This is a genomic window from Rhodococcus sp. NPDC059179 (genome assembly GCF_042754885.1).
Classification (GTDB): Bacteria; Actinomycetota; Actinomycetes; order Mycobacteriales; family Mycobacteriaceae; genus Rhodococcus_G.
This window is the reverse complement of record NZ_JBHZBV010000010.1, coordinates 108,722-123,746: the sequence shown is the minus strand read 5'-3', so window position 1 is coordinate 123,746 and position 15,025 is coordinate 108,722. Positions and strand designations below refer to the sequence as shown.

The window sequence follows — 15,025 nt, the reverse complement described above, 5'->3', positions numbered from 1 at the left end:
CGAAGGCCGGTACTCCCGTGACAGTCCCCTACTCCATCCTCGACCTGGCGCACATCGGCGAGGGCGAGAGCGCAGGCGACAGCTTCCGGTCCAGCGTGGAGATGGCGCAGCGCGCCGAGCAGTGGGGCTACGGTCGCATCTGGTACGCCGAGCACCACAACATGCCGTCCATCGCGTCCTCGGCGACCAGCGTGCTGATCGCCCACGTCGCGGCGCACACGCAGCGGATCCGGCTGGGCGCGGGCGGCATCATGCTGCCCAACCACGCGCCGCTGACCATCGCCGAGCAGTTCGGCACCCTCGAGTCGCTGCACCCGGGCCGGATCGACCTCGGGCTCGGCCGCGCGCCTGGCAGCGACCAGAAGACGATGCGGGCGCTGCGCCGCGACCCCAGCTCGGCGGAATCCTTCCCCCAGGACGTGCTGGAGTTGCAGGGCTACCTGACCGGCCCCTCCCGGATACCGGGGATCGAGGCGACGCCTGGCAGGGGCACCGACATCCCGCTCTACATCCTCGGATCCTCGCTGTTCGGCGCCAAACTCGCTGCGGCACTGGGACTCCCGTACGCCTTCGCGTCACACTTCGCGCCGAACGCGCTGCTGGACGCGGTCGCGATCTACCGGCGCGAGTTCCGGCCGTCCGCCCAGCTCGCGCAGCCGTACGTGATCGCCGCCGTCAACGTGATCGCGGCGGACACGCAGGACGAGGCGGACCGGCTCTTCCTCGAGACCAAGCGCAAGCGGGTCGGGCTGTTCGTCGGCCGAGGCCGGACGTTCACCCAGGACGAGGCGGACATGATCCTCGAATCCCCCGCCGGGCAACAGGTTCTTCAAATGGTGCGGTACTCCGCCGTCGGCACGCCCACCGTGGTGCGCGACTATCTGGACCGCTTCGCGGCGGAGACCGCAGCGGACGAGCTGATGGTCGTCTCCTCGGCCACGGACAGGGCGGCCTGGCTTCGCTCGCTCGAACTGGTCGCCGAGGTCAGCGGGCTGGTCACAGCAGGGTGATCTGCTCGCCCACGCCGGACCCGGCAGGGCCCGCGGGCACGATCAGCTCGGGGCCGTCGTTGCGGACGCTGTTCACCCGGTCCGACACCCGCCGTATCTCGATGCCGGCCGCGACCGCCTCGTCGACCGGGTCCAGCAGGTCGGCGGGCGCATCCGCGTCCGGGTCGAGCCAGGCCTGCCACCGGTCGGGCGTGAGGATCAGCGGCATCCGGTCGTGAATGGTCTGCAGTGCGCCGACGGAGTCGGTGGTCAGGATCGTGGCGCTCAGCAGCGGCGCGGACTCACGCGCGTCGCGGGCGTGCCACACCGACCACAGGCCGGCCGCATAGAGCCGTGAGCCGTCCGCGGGGGTCATGAAGTACGGAACCTTCGCGGCCTTGCCCGCCGCCGACGGTTCGGTCAGCCACTCGTACCAGCCGTCCATCGGCACCAGCGCACGCTTGGTCTTCAGCGCGGTGCGGAACGCCGGCTTGGTCGCGGCGGTGTCGGCGCGGGCATTGAAAAGCGGAGCTCCCTTCGCAGGCGCACCACCCTCGCCCGCCTTGGTCCACGGCGGCACCAGTCCCCAGCGCATCCGCCGGATGCGGCGGACCGGATCGTCGTCCGGATGCTCGCGCGAGTGCCTGTTCACCACGACGAGCACCGGATCGGTCGGCGCCACGTTGTAGTTCTCGGCCGGCTCCCGTGCACCACCAGGACCGGACGTCTCGTCGAGCGCGTCCAACTCGACCGCCAGCAGCGCCGGGTCGACCGTCGTCGCATATCTGCCGCACATACGACCATTGTGTCTCCGACCACCGACACTCTGGGAAGATGGTGCACGTGAGTCTGTGGAAGGCGCCCGTCGCCGCATCGCCCGTGCACGCGTCCGTGACCCTGCCCGGGTCCAAGTCGATCACCAACCGGGCCCTGATCCTCGCCGCGCTCGCCTCGGGCCCGTCGACGATCACCGGCGCGCTGCGCAGCCGCGACACCGACCTGATGATCGACGCCCTGCGCGCGCTCGGCGTGCGGATCGACGACGACGGCGACGCCACCACCCTGCGCGTGAGCCCCGGGTCGCTCGGATCCGCCACCGTCGACTGCGGCCTGGCGGGCACGGTGATGCGCTTCCTGCCGCCGGTGGCCGCGCTGTCCGACGGCACCGTCGCGTTCGACGGCGACGAGCAGGCCAGGACTCGGCCCCTGAACACCATCCTCGATGCGCTGCGCGGCCTCGGCGTCGACATCGACGGCGACGGCCTGCCGTTCACCGTGAACGGGCACGGCAAGGTCTCCGGCGGCGTCGTGACCATCGACGCCTCCGGGTCGTCCCAGTTCGTCTCCGGACTGCTGCTCTCCGCCGCGCGTTTCGACGACGGGATCACGGTGCGCCACGAGGGCCGCTCGGTTCCCTCGATGCCACACATCGACATGACGGTGGAGATGCTGCGGGAGGCGGGTGTCCGGGTCCAGACCCCGGCCGACGGCGACGCCGACACCTGGCGCGTGTCCCCCGGGCCGGTCGACCCGGTCGACTGGGTCATCGAGCCCGACCTGTCCAACGCCACCGCCTTCCTCGCCGCGGCCGCGGTCACCGGCGGCTCGGTCAGCGTGCCGCTGTGGCCGGCCAGTACCACCCAGCCGGGCGACGCCATCCGCGGCATCCTCACCGACATGGGCGCCGAAGTGTCGCTGACGGATTCGACGCTGACCGTGCGCGGGCCGCGTAGCCTTCGTGGCATCGACGTGGACCTGCACGACATCGGCGAACTCACCCCCACCGTCGCGGCCCTGGCCGCGCTGGCGGACGGGCCGTCGACGCTGCGCGGGATCGCGCACCTGCGGGGCCACGAGACCGACCGGCTCGCCGCGCTGCGCACCGAGATCAACAACCTGGGTGGGGCCGTCACCGAGACCGAGGACGGCCTGCGAATCGAGCCGCGCCCGCTGCACGGCGGCGCCTGGCACTCCTACGCCGACCACCGGATGGCGACCGCGGGGGCGATCCTGGGCCTGGTGGTGCCTGGCGTGGAGATCGAGGACATCGGCACCACCGCCAAGACCCTGCCCGGGTTCGAGAACCTGTGGGAGACGATGCTGACGCCGACGGGAGCGCCCTCCTGACTGCGCGCAGGTACGACGAGTCCGACGTCCGGGTCCGCCCCGGCAAGGGCTCGCGTCCGCGCACCAAGACCAGGCCCGAGCACAAGAGCGCCGAGACCGGAATGGTGGTCTCCGTCGATCGCGGCCGGTGGGGGTGCGTGATCGGCGATGACCCCGACCGCCTCGTGGTGGCGATGCGCGCCCGCGAACTCGGCCGGACCCCCATCGTGGTGGGAGACCAGGTGGGTGTGGTCGGCGACATCTCCGGCCGGACGGACACCCTCGCCCGCATCGTGCGCGTCGAGGAGCGCACCACCGTGTTGCGGCGCACAGCCGACGACACCGACCCGTTCGAGCGGATCGTGGTGGCCAACGCCTCCCAGCTGCTGATCGTGGTCGCCCTCGCCGACCCGCCGCCCCGCACCGGATTCGTCGAACGGGCGCTCGTCGCGGCCTACGTCGGCGGGCTCGCGCCGATCCTCTGCCTGACCAAGGGCGACCTCGCCGACCACACGGAGTTCGCAGCAGCCTTCGCCGACCTGGACGTACCGGTCATCCTGGCCGGCCAGGACGACCCACTGCACGCGGCACAGGCCGTGCTCACCGGGAAGGTCACCGCACTGATCGGCCATTCGGGGGTCGGAAAGTCGACTCTCGTCAATCGTCTTGTGCCCGACGCGGATCGGGCCACCGGTGTGGTGTCGGGGGTCGGCAAGGGACGGCACACCTCGACCCAGTCGGTGGCCCTGCCGCTGCCCGACCCGGCTGGCGGCGGCCGCTCCGGCGGCTGGGTGATCGACACCCCGGGCATCCGCTCGTTCGGCCTGGCGCACATCTCGCCCGATGATGTCTTCGGCGCGTTCACCGACCTCGCCGCGGCCATCGAGGACTGTCCGCGCGGCTGCAGCCACCTGGGCCCGCCCGCCGACCCCGAGTGCGCGCTGGACCGGCTCGAGGGCGAGGCCGCGCGCCGGGCCGCCGCCGTCAGGTTGCTGCTGGTAGCGCTGAATTCGAACGAGGCGTGGTGACGTAAAACATCCGCAACAAACGGTTCGCGTAGTTTCCTTTTCGTTATCACTTGTATGTGACACATTTATCCGAATCAGCGAAATCACACTGATGTTGCTGTTTACTGGGTGCGTTCGATGTGATTCACATCACCAACATTGGCAACGACAATAGGGAGTTTCCATGGGTTCAGTAGAAGAACTGCTCACCGGCATCATCGCGCTGATCGGGCAGGCCATCGACCTGGGTTCCAGCGTTCTCGGCTCCGACGAATAGCCCATCAATCACCACGCGCCCGATGGCCGGTTCTGCCGGCCATCGGGCGCATAATGTTGATTCTATTTCTCGCGGTCGCACATCACGCGCATGTCACGAACTCCGACCGGGCCGATCAGCTGGCCAGCAAACCGCGCAACCCGCGCCTGCGCTTCGCCTCCCGGATCGCGCTCCGGAGTCCGCGGCTACGCCCGGTCGCCGGGTCGAGGGTGAGCGTCGGGTTCGTGCCTGCCCACCTGCGCTCGGAGGCGGTCTCCGGTGCGTCGTCGGCGGTGGCGCGCAGGTACTTGTTGGGCAGCGACAACTTCGCGATGGTGCGCCAGGACTTGCCGTACTGCACCAGCAGCGGACCGGTGGTGTAGGGCAGGTCGTACTTTTCGCACAGCGCCCGCACCCTTACCGCGATCTCGGCATACCGGTTCGACGGCAGGTCGGGAAAGATGTGGTGCTCGATCTGGTAGCTCAGGTTGCCGGTCATGAAGTCCATGACGCGCCCACCGCTGATGTTCGCACTGCCCAGCATCTGCCGCAGATACCACTGCTCGTGGGTCTCGGTGTCGATGTCTTCCTTGGTGAACTTCTCGGCGCCGTCCGGGAAATGGCCGCAGAAGATGACCGCATTGGTCCACACGTTGCGAATGATGTTCGCGGTGAAGTTCGCGGTCAGCGTGCTCTTCCAGGCCTTGCCGGTGACCGCAGGGAACACCACGTAATCCTTGAGGGCCTGCTTGCCGATCTTCTCGAGCACCTCGCCGCGCTTGACCTTGAACTCCTCCATGTCGACGCGGCCCTTGGCCACCTTGCCGAGCTCGAGGTGCTGGGCGGCGATGCCCCACTCGAAGAACAGCGCGAGCAGCGCGTTCAACGGGATGTTCGCCATGTTGAACGGCTTCCAGCGCTGGTCACGCGTCACCCGCAGCAGGCCGTATCCCACGTCGTCGTCCATGCCGAGGATGTTGGTGTACTTGTGATGGATGTAGTTGTGGGTCTGCTTCCAGTGCGCCGACGGGCCGACGACGTCCCATTCCCAGCCGCTCGAATGCACCTCGGGATCGTTCATCCAGTCCCACTGGCCGTGCATGACGTTGTGGCCGAGCTCCATGTTCTCGATGATCTTCGCCGTGCCGAGCAGGCCTGCGCCGAGCAGCCACAGCGGGCGCTTGCGGCTGCCGAAGAGCACCGCCCGGCCCGCGACCTCGAGGCCGCGCTGGAGTCGGATGGTGTTGCGCAGGTAGCGGGCATCCCGCTCGCCCCGCGACTCCTCGATGTCGCGGCGGATCGCGTCCAGCTCGAAGCCGAGCGCTTCCACATCCGCCTCGGTCAGGTGCGCGTATTCCTTGACGTCCGCAATCGCCATTCCGGCTCTCCCCGCAGTCGATCAGTTCCCTTAGTCGGGACCTACCGTACCGTAAGTTACGGCGCCGTAGGTTACATCGACGAAGGTGTGATTCAACTCACGACAAGCTAGCGGCGTCGCTCGCGCAGCTGCCGCAGTGCCGACCTCAAACCGATGCGGCGCCCGGTGACCGGGTCCACCCGGAGCGGATTGACCGACGCGTCACCATCGCGAAACTTTCGCTCGGAACAGGTCTCCGGCGCATCGTCGGCGCCGGCCGTGAGGAGCCGATCCGGCAGGGCGAGCTTGTGAATCGTCCTCAGCGCCAACGAATACTGCTTCGCGAGCGACCCGGTCGTGTACGGCAGGTCGTACTTGTCGCACAGCGCCTGCACGCGCACCGACACCTCGCGGAGCCGGTTGCTCGGCAGATCCGGGAACAGGTGATGCTCGATCTGGAAGCTGAGGTTGCCACTCATGAACGCCATCACCCGGCCTGCCTTGAAGTTGGCACTGCCGAGCATCTGCCGCAGGTACCACTCGGCCTTCGTCTCGTTGCGGTACTGCTCGACGGTGAACTTCTCCGCCCCGTCCGGGAAATGTCCACAGAAGATCACCGCGTACGCCCACAGGTTCCTGGCGAGGTTCGCCGTCGCGTTGGCGGCGAGCGTGTGCTTCCACGCCGGACCCGTCAGCGCCGGGAACAACACGAAGTCCTTGCCGACCTGCTTGGCCGCCTTCGCGTAGAACTCCCGGTTCAGCTGGGCGATGTTCGCGCCGCCGCGCTTGCTGTCCTCGGTCTTGGCGCAGCTCAGATCGTGCATTGCGATGCCCCACTCGAAGGTGGTCGCGAGCAGCACGTTCGCCGCCGGCTGCAGCAAGTTGATCGGCCGCCACGGCACGTCGCGGGTCATCCGGAGGATCCCGAATCCCACATCGTCGTCCATTCCGACGATGTTGGTGTAGGTGTGGTGCGAGTAGTTGTGCGCCCGCTTCCACTGCGAGGACGGGCCGGTCATGTCCCACTCCCACGTGGTGGAGTGGATCTCCGGGTCGTTCATCCAGTCCCACTGGCCGTGCACCACGTTGTGGCCCAGCTCCATGTTCTCGATGCACTTGGCCAGGGTCAGCATGGTGGTGCCCGCGAGCCAGGCCGGCCGGTACTTGCTGCCGAACAGCGTCAGCCTGCCGCCGACCTCGAGGGCTCGCTGCAGACGGATGACGCGGCGGATGTACCGCGCGTCGCGCTCGCCGCGAGAATCCTCGACATCGCGCCGGATCTCGTCGAGCTCACGCCCGAGCGCCTCGATGTCGGCCTCGGTGAGGTGTGAAAACTCTTTGATGTCCGTGATGGCCATCAGGGCCCTCCGTTAGGGATAGATAGATTGCCTGCGGAGGCCCCCGCGCGGCGTATCCGATGCCGACAACGATAGCCGACATCTGTGAACACGAGCTGACTCAGAGATCGAAGGTGCAGTCGCCTGCCGCCGACGCGATGCAGGTCTGCACCCGCTCCCCCTCGCTGTGCTCACGGCCCGACCTCAGGTCGCGGGTGTGGCCCGCGACGAGCGGGACCACGCAGGTCTGACAGATGCCCATCCGGCATCCGAACGGCATCTGGACTCCGACCTTCTCGCCGGCCTCGAGCAGGGTGGTCGCGCCGTCGATCTCAATGCTGCGGCCCGTCTTGGCGAAGGTGACCGTGCCGCCCTGCCCCGCGTCGTCCGCACGCGAGATCGTGAACCGCTCGGTGTGCAGCCGGTCGGACAGGCCCGCCTCCCGCCAGACCCGCTCGATCTCGTCGAGCATCGGTGCCGGACCGCAGGCCCAGGTCTGGCGCTCACGCCAGTCCGGGTACAGCGCGTCGAGGTCAGCCAGCCGGAACCTGCCGCCGGTCCTGGTGTGCTGAACCTTGGAGACGAAGTTCGGATGCGCCTCGTGCAGCGCCGACAGTTCCTCGCCGAACATCACGTCCTCGGCGGTCGGTGCGGAGTGCACGTGCACGACGTCCGGCAGCTCGTCGCGGCGCACCATCGCGCGCAACATCGCCATCACCGGGGTGATGCCGCTGCCCGCGGTGAGGAACAGGATCTTCTCCGGCGGCGGCTCGGGCAGCGCGAAGTTGCCCTGCGGCGCGGCCAGCCGGATCACCGTTCCCGAGGGCACGCCGTTGATCAGGTGGCTCGAGAGCTGACCCTCCGGCATCGCCTTGACCGCGATCGAGATCCGCTTCTTCTCCCAGTTCGGCGGGGAGGTCAGCGAGTAGGACCGCCAGTGGAACCGACCGTCCACCAGCAAACCGATGCCGATGTACTGGCCCGGCTGGTAGTCGAAATCGAAGCCCCATCCGGGCTTGATCACCAGCGTCGCCGAGTCTGCGGTCTCCTTACGGACCTCGATGACCTTGCCGCGCAGCTCGCGCGCCGACCACAACGGGTTCGCCAGGTGCAGGAAGTCATCCGGCAGCAAGGGGGTGGTCACCCGCGTCACCGCTCCACGCAGCATGTTCAGCTTCGGCCGGCGGGGCGCCGAGATATCAGCGGCTGGCGCCTCGAGCCAGTTCCTCAAACCCATCAACAATCCATCCACTCGCGTAGGTTACGGAACCGTAGGTTACCTACACGCGTGCCCCGCTGTCACGCGGACCATCACAACAGATCGAGCAGGAACGCCAGCTCCTGGGTGGCATACCAGGCCAGCTCGTGATCCTCGGCGTCCCCGAGCACGAACTCGGCGTCCACATCCCCCAGATCGGCCGCGTCGATCGCCTCCACGGCCTTGGCGATCGCCGCCTCGGCCTCGGCGAGATCCACGTGGACGGACGCTACCTGGGCCAGGGTCACCGGCGCAGCCAATCGGACCACGGCGTCGTCGAGATCGGGCCGCAGCTTCGCCTCGTCCACGTCCGCGGCGATGACCGCACGACGATGAACCGTCGACGCGCTCGCGTCGTCGGACTCGGCGGCGAGCAGCCGCAGCGAGGCGCGCGCCGCCTCTGTCATCGCGACCTCGGCCAGCTCGTCGTCGTCGCCGGAGGCATACGCCTCGCGCAGCGACGGGGTGACCGCAAAAGCGGTGCGGCTCACCGGATCGAACTCCTGCTCCGCCACCAACCTGTGCAACATCGCGATGGTCGCCGGGATATAGACCCTCATGCGTAATCCTTACGTACTGGCATCCAACAGCTCCTCGAGCGACTCGTACAGAAGCGCCGTCACCACATCCACGTCGGACATCGCATCGCGGTCGGCATTCAAACCGTAGTAGACGTGACCGTTGTATGACGTCAGGCCGACGCTGAGCGCCTGATTCTTCAGCAACGGCGACACCGGGTACATCTCGAGCACCTTCGCCCCACCCAGGTACAGCGGAGTCTGTGGCCCAGGCGCATTCGTGATCATCAGGTTGAACACCCGCTGGGAGAGCCCGCTCGCGACCCGCAGGCCCATCGCGTGCAGAGTCGCGGGCGCGAGACCGGACATCCGGGCCAGCGGCAACGCGGCCGACCGGCTCTGCTTGGCGTTGGCCTCGGTGGCGTGCGCGATGTGCGAGAGCCGGACCACCGGATTCGGCTCCCCCACCGGCAGGTCAACCAGGAACGAGGACACCCCTCGCTCGGCCACGCTGGAATCGACCGCGATCGGCACCAAGGCGCGCACCGTCGTGAACGCGGTGACCGGCTCGCCGCGCGAAAGCAGCCAGTTCCGCAGCGCCCCGGTCAGCACCGCCAGGATCGCGTCGTTGACCGTGCACGCGTACTTGTCCCGGATTCTCCGGTAGTCCGCCAGCGTCGTCTTCGCGACCGCGAACCGCCGGTTCCGCGAGATGTGCGCATTCAGCGGGCTCGTCGGCGCCGTGTGTGCCGCCGTCCGGACCACCGCGGCGATGTTGCCGATCACCTCGGCGGCCGTGCCCATCAGGTCGCCTACCGCCATCCGGAGGGTGGCCGCGCCCTCGCTCGGTCGCGCGACCATCTCGGCGACGGCGTCGAGCACGAGTTCGGCCTCGCGCGGCTCGCGTCGCGGCATCCACAGTTCCTCGGTCGCGGGCGGCGGTGTCTTCGTCGGGTCGAGCAACACCTGACTGATCTCGAGCGCGTGCTCGCCGTCGACCAGCGAGGAGTGCGATTTGGTGAAGATCGCCACCCGGTTCTTCGACAGCCCCTCCACCAGGTACATCTCCCACAGCGGCCGGGTCCGGTCCAGGGGCCGCGACGTCAGCCGCGCCACCAGATCGTGCAGCTGTTCGTCGGATCCCGGCTTCGGCAGCGCCGAGCGCCGGACGTGATAGGTGATGTCGAAGTCCCGGTCGTCCACCCACACCGGTCTGGCCAGGCCGAAGGTCACCTCGCGCACCCGCTGCCGATACCGCGGCACCAGCGCGAGCCGATTCTCGACGCGGGTCAGCAGATCCTCGTAGTCGAGCCCCGACCGCGGCGGCTGCAGGATCGCCAGCGAACCGAGGTGCATCGGGGTGTTGCTCGCCTCGAGGAAATAGAACGACGCGTCGAGCGTGGTCAACCTGTTCACCATGGTGCCGGCGCCCCCTGCCCGAGATCGAAGAGTATCTGCAGTTCGCTCGCCGTGGTCTCCGGATCCACGTGATGTACCCCGACCATCCCGGCCGCGACGGCGCCGCGCACGTTGACCGCGAGATCGTCGACGAACACGCATTCCGCGGCCGTCAGGCCGAGCCGCCGCGCGGCCAGCCGATAGATCCGCGGGTCCGGCTTCGCCATTCCGACATCACCGGAGAGCACCACCTCGTCAACCAGTTCCCCGCCGCCCAGGCCACGCAGGTCCGCACAAGCGCGGCCCCCGGGGTCGTTGCTGAGGATGGCCGATCGGACGCCGACCGCGCGCAGGGCCGCGATGATCGCGGTCAGTCCCGCACGGTCCGAGCCCGGCCCGGCCAGCACCCCACCGAAGTCCACCACCAACCCTCGCATCCGCCCACCCTATGGCTCGGGGAACGTCCGCGCCTGACAAAGGTTCGCGAGAATCCTCCCGCGCTTGAGGGATCCGTGCGATCCTTCAGACCGTCCGGACTCTCCACGGACTCGGCACCGCTGTCCGTCGGCTCGTCACGAGCCGCCCCGGTCGAGGCAGGAGACGTCCCTCATGCATGACACCCACAGGTTCTTGACCCAGGCTCCGCACTGCGAACCGCCGATCGCGGGGCAGCCGGAATCGCGGACCGCCGCGCACCGCACCCCAACCCGTTCGCCGCACAGCGGTCGGTCACCCGTCAGAACGCGCGGTCCCGGGCGGCACCCGGCCGAGGTGTTCGCCACCGACCCCGAGGCGCAGCGGTTCGCCGAGCACGCGCTGCGGCTGACCCTCGAGGTGCTCGACCGCCGCCGTCCGCCCGCACAGCTACGACCACTGCTGGCGCCCGCGCTGGTCGACCTCGTCGCCGCGTTGTCCCGGCGCCCCCTGGCTGCCCGCAGGCTCGGCGTCGCCTCCCTGCTCCGGGTGCACCTGCGACCGAGCGACCTCGACACCGTCGAGGTGTTCGGCAGCTACTCCCGCGGACCGCGGATGTTCGCCGTCGCGGCCCGCCTCGAACGCACGCCAGCCGCCGAGAGTCTCGGCGGCTGGCGTGTCACGTCACTTCAGGTCGGTTAGGCCCGTCACTTCTTGCGCTTCGACCGTCCCGCCTGTCGGCGCTCGCGCCGGGAACCGTCGCCCGCGTCCGCCGCGGTCCGGCGGACCTGCGCCTTGCCGTCCTCGTTCGGACCCGAGTAGGTCAGCCTGGTCTCGTCCGACGCATCGAGTCCCTTGGCGCGCAGCGCGGCCGGGGCCGCGGGGGCCGCGGGCGCGGTCTCCTCGGTCGGCAGCGTGGCGGGCGCCTGACGTGCGGCGGTGGCGGCCGCCGTCCAACCCGATTGCTGCGGCTCCGCCGCAGGTGCGGCCTCGACCTGCAGGTTGAACAGGAAGCCGACGGACTCCTCCTTGAGCCCGTCGAGCATCGCGGTGAACATGTCGAAGCCCTCGCGCTGGTACTCGACCAGCGGGTCGCGCTGGGCCATCGCGCGCAGGCCGATGCCCTCCTTGAGGTAGTCCATCTCGTAGAGGTGCTCGCGCCACTTGCGGTCGAGCACGGAGAGCAGCACGCGACGCTCGAGTTCACGCATCCCGTTCTCGCCCGCGATCTCGTCGATCTGCCGCTCGCGCGCGTCGTAGGCCGCCCGCACGTCCGTCAGCAGCGCCTCGCGCAGCTCGTCACGCGTGAGGTCACCACGTTCACCGACCTCGGTCTCGCCGGTCAGCTCCAGATGATCGATCCCGACCGGGTACAGCGTGCGCAGCGCCGTCCAGAGCTGCTCGAGGTCCCAGTCCTCCACGTAACCCTCGGCGGTGGCGCCGTCGACGTAGGCGGTCACCACGTCGGTGATCATGCCCTCGACCTGGCCCTCCATGTCCTCGCCCTCGAGGATCTGGCGACGCTCGGCGTAGATGACGGTCCGCTGCTGGTTCATCACCTCGTCGTACTTCAGTACGTTCTTGCGGATCTCGAAGTTCTGCTGCTCGACCTGGGTCTGCGCGCTCTTGATGGCCTTGGAGACCATCTTCGCCTCGATCGGCACGTCGTCGGGCAGGTTGAGCCGGGTCATGATCGACTCCAGCGCCGCGCCGTTGAACCGTCGCATCAACTCGTCGCCAAGCGAGAGGTAGAAGCGGGACTCGCCCGGATCGCCCTGGCGGCCGGAGCGGCCACGCAGCTGGTTGTCGATGCGGCGGGACTCGTGCCGCTCGGTGCCGAGCACGTACAGGCCGCCCGCCTCGCGCACGTCGTCCGCGTCCGCCTTGGATTGGGTCTTGACCTCCTCGAGGGCGGGCTCCCACGCGGCCTCGTACTCGTCGGGGGTCTCGACCGGGTCCAGCCCCTGCTTGCGCAGGTGCAGGTCGGCGAGGATGTCCGGGTTTCCGCCCAGCACGACGTCCGTGCCGCGGCCTGCCATGTTGGTGGCCACGGTGACCGCACCGGTGCGGCCGGCCTCGGCGACGATGGTCGCCTCCTGCTCGTGGAACTTCGCGTTGAGGACGTTGTGCGCGACGCCGCGCTTGGTGAACTGCTTCGACAGGTACTCGGACCGCTCGACGCTGGTGGTACCGATGAGGACCGGCTGGCCCTTCTGGTGGCGCTCGACCACGTCGTCGACGACGGCGGCGAACTTCGCCTCCTCGGTCTTGTAGATCAGGTCGCCCTGATCGACGCGGACCATCGGGCGGTTGGTCGGGATCGGGATCACGCCGAGGCCGTAGGTCTGGTGCAGCTCGGCGGCCTCGGTCTCGGCCGTACCGGTCATGCCGGAGAGCTTGTCGTAGAGCCGGAAGTAGTTCTGCAGGGTGATGGTGGCGAGGGTCTGGTTCTCGGCCTTGATCTCGACCTTTTCCTTGGCCTCGATGGCCTGGTGCATGCCCTCGTTGTAGCGCCGACCGACCAGGATTCGACCGGTGAACTCGTCGACGATGATGACCTCGCCGTCGCGGACGATGTAGTCCTTGTCCTTCTGGTAGAGCTCCTTGGCCTTGACCGCGTTGTTCAGGTAGCTGACCAGCGGCGAGTTCGCGGCCTCGTAGAGGTTGTCGATGCCGAGCTGGTCCTCGACCAGTTCCACACCCGCCTCGTGCACGCCGACGGTGCGCTTCTTGATGTCCACCTCGTAGTGCACGTCGCGCTTGAGCAGCGGTGCGATCCGGGCGAATTCGCCGTACCACTTCGAGGACGCGTCGGCGGGGCCCGAGATGATCAGCGGGGTGCGCGCCTCGTCGATGAGGATCGAGTCGACCTCGTCGACGATGGCGAAACTGTGCCCGCGCTGGACGAGGTCGTCGAGCGAATGCGTCATGTTGTCGCGCAGGTAGTCGAAGCCGAACTCGTTGTTGGTGCCGTAGGTGATGTCGGCGGCATACGCCGTGCGGCGCTCGGCCGGGGTCATCCCCGACAGGATCACACTGGTGTCGAGGCCGAGGAAGCGGTGCACTCGGCCCATCCACTCGGAGTCACGCTTGGCCAGGTAGTCGTTGACCGTGACCACGTGCACGCCATCGCCCGCGATCGCATTGAGGTAGGCGGGGAGCACACAGGTCAGGGTCTTGCCCTCACCGGTCTTCATCTCGGCGACGTTCCCGAAGTGCAGGGCCGCGCCGCCCATGACCTGGACGGTGTAGTGCTTCTGGCCGAGCACCCGCCAGGAGGCCTCCCGCGCCACCGCGAACGCCTCCGGCAGCAGCTCGTCGAGGGTCTCCCCGCTCGCGTACCGCTCCTTGAACTCCGCCGTCTTCGCGTGGAGCTGGGCGTCGGACAGTGCTTCCACGTCGGGAGAGAGGGTGGATACGTGCTCGGCGATGTGCTTGAGCCGCTTGACCATGCGACCTTCACCAACACGGAGCAGCTTCGACAGCGACAACGACGGCACGGGCTTAAACGTCCTCAATCCTCGGCGGGCAGGGGTGTACACGGTGGAGCCGGTCGGGAGAGTTCTCCCCCGACCGGCTCCCATGGTAGGCGCTAACTCATTCGACCGGGTTCAGGCCAGCCGGATCAGGCCATAGTCGAACGCGTGCCGTCGGTAGACGACCGAGGGTCGATCCGACTCCTTGTCGTAGAACAGGAAGAAGTCGTGACCGACGAGTTCCATCTCGTACAAGGCGTCATCGACGCTCATCGGCGCCGCTGTGTGCACCTTGGTCCGGACGACCTGACCCGGGCCGTCGGCCGGGGCGTTCTCGGAATCGAGCGACACTTCGGGCGAGATCGCGAGGGAATCGTCCTCGGCGAGGGCCGCGGTGGCCTCCGCCACCGAGACCGGGGTCTTGTCGCCGTAGTGGACGCGGCGCCGATCCTTGGTTCGTCGCAGTCTGCTCTCGAGCTTGGCGGTGACGCCCTCGAATGCCGCGTAGAAACTGTCGGCGGTGGCCTCAGCCCTGACGACGGGGCCCTTGCCCCTTGCGGTGATCTCGACGCGCTGGCAGCTCTTGGCCTGCCTTCGGTTGCGCTCGTGATAGAGCTCCACGTCGAAGAGGTAGATCGTGGGGTCGAAGCGCTCGAGTCGAGCCAGCTTCTCTGAGACATATACACGGAAGTGGTCGGGGACCTCGACATTGCGGCCCTTCACCACGATGTCGGCGCGCGGGCCGTCAGGCTGCCCGGCCGAGTCCGTCTCTTCTTCGAAAAAAACCGAGGCTTTTGAAGGGGTCGTCACGGTACCTCCAGGTTACGGCCGAGCCACCGCGGTGGCTGTCGGCGGGTGATCTGCGTCGGGAGGGGACCGCCCGGCGCCAGGTTTGGGGTATCACCTCCC

General features: G+C 68.3%; 13 protein-coding genes. 4 read left to right on the top strand and 9 right to left on the bottom strand.

The features are described from left to right. Positions 1 to 17: 17 nt before the first annotated feature. Entirely contained in the window at positions 18 to 1,010 is a 993-nt protein-coding gene (locus ACFXMV_RS18240; RefSeq protein ID WP_378500545.1) for an LLM class flavin-dependent oxidoreductase, read from the top strand. On the opposite strand, the gene ACFXMV_RS18235 is transcribed toward ACFXMV_RS18240, so the two are convergent. Further along, on the bottom strand, positions 997 to 1,785 hold the full coding sequence (locus ACFXMV_RS18235) for an SOS response-associated peptidase (protein ID WP_378500544.1): 789 nt from the start codon (positions 1,783 to 1,785) through the stop codon (positions 997 to 999). The two genes, ACFXMV_RS18240 and ACFXMV_RS18235, sit on opposite strands and share 14 nt — an antisense overlap. A gap of 38 nt (positions 1,786 to 1,823) precedes the next feature. Here ACFXMV_RS18235 and aroA point away from each other — a divergent pair, with 38 nt between their 5' ends. Both aroA and rsgA read left to right on the top strand, forming a co-directional pair. After that, positions 1,824 to 3,116 carry a 3-phosphoshikimate 1-carboxyvinyltransferase gene (aroA, locus tag ACFXMV_RS18230; RefSeq protein WP_378503127.1) on the top strand — a complete coding sequence of 431 codons (1,293 nt, stop codon included), beginning with the start codon at positions 1,824 to 1,826 and terminating at the stop codon, positions 3,114 to 3,116. Then, positions 3,077 to 4,123, top strand: coding sequence for a ribosome small subunit-dependent GTPase A (gene rsgA, locus ACFXMV_RS18225; RefSeq protein ID WP_378503126.1), 1,047 nt, complete (start codon positions 3,077 to 3,079; stop codon positions 4,121 to 4,123). The genes aroA and rsgA overlap by 40 nt, the downstream gene beginning before the upstream one ends. 371 nt (positions 4,124 to 4,494) lie before the next feature. Here the strand turns inward: rsgA and ACFXMV_RS18220 are convergent, their stop codons facing one another. From ACFXMV_RS18220 to ACFXMV_RS18195, 6 genes are all read right to left on the bottom strand, one after another. Next, on the bottom strand, positions 4,495 to 5,736 hold the full coding sequence (locus ACFXMV_RS18220; protein WP_378503125.1) for a fatty acid desaturase family protein: 1,242 nt from the start codon (positions 5,734 to 5,736) through the stop codon (positions 4,495 to 4,497). 107 nt (positions 5,737 to 5,843) lie between these two features. Next, entirely contained in the window at positions 5,844 to 7,073 is a 1,230-nt protein-coding gene (locus tag ACFXMV_RS18215) for a fatty acid desaturase family protein (RefSeq protein ID WP_378501115.1), read from the bottom strand. 100 nt (positions 7,074 to 7,173) lie between these two features. Next, positions 7,174 to 8,289, bottom strand: a complete 1,116-nt coding sequence (locus ACFXMV_RS18210) for a ferredoxin reductase (RefSeq protein WP_378501116.1) — start codon at positions 8,287 to 8,289, stop codon at positions 7,174 to 7,176. 74 nt (positions 8,290 to 8,363) lie between these two features. Next, entirely contained in the window at positions 8,364 to 8,870 is a 507-nt protein-coding gene (locus tag ACFXMV_RS18205; protein ID WP_378501117.1) for a DUF6912 family protein, read from the bottom strand. Positions 8,871 to 8,879: 9 nt separating this feature from the next. Next, positions 8,880 to 10,247, bottom strand: a complete 1,368-nt coding sequence (locus ACFXMV_RS18200; protein ID WP_378501118.1) for a wax ester/triacylglycerol synthase family O-acyltransferase — start codon at positions 10,245 to 10,247, stop codon at positions 8,880 to 8,882. Next, the gene (locus ACFXMV_RS18195; RefSeq protein WP_378501119.1) at positions 10,241 to 10,663 is read right to left on the bottom strand and encodes an HAD-IA family hydrolase; all 423 of its coding nucleotides are present in this window, start codon (positions 10,661 to 10,663) and stop codon (positions 10,241 to 10,243) included. The genes ACFXMV_RS18200 and ACFXMV_RS18195 overlap by 7 nt, the downstream gene beginning before the upstream one ends. 334 nt (positions 10,664 to 10,997) lie before the next feature. Between ACFXMV_RS18195 and ACFXMV_RS18190 the strand changes: the two genes are divergently transcribed. Further along, a complete protein-coding gene (locus ACFXMV_RS18190) occupies positions 10,998 to 11,342 on the top strand; it encodes an Rv3235 family protein (protein ID WP_378503124.1) in 345 nt (114 codons plus the stop codon). Positions 11,343 to 11,347: 5 nt separating this feature from the next. Here ACFXMV_RS18190 and secA read toward each other — a convergent pair whose 3' ends face one another. Then, entirely contained in the window at positions 11,348 to 14,140 is a 2,793-nt protein-coding gene (gene secA, locus ACFXMV_RS18185; protein WP_378502024.1) for a preprotein translocase subunit SecA, read from the bottom strand. A 111-nt stretch (positions 14,141 to 14,251) separates the two neighbouring features. Further along, positions 14,252 to 14,926 carry a ribosome hibernation-promoting factor, HPF/YfiA family gene (gene hpf, locus ACFXMV_RS18180; protein ID WP_378503123.1) on the bottom strand — a complete coding sequence of 225 codons (675 nt, stop codon included), beginning with the start codon at positions 14,924 to 14,926 and terminating at the stop codon, positions 14,252 to 14,254. Positions 14,927 to 15,025 lie beyond the last annotated feature (99 nt).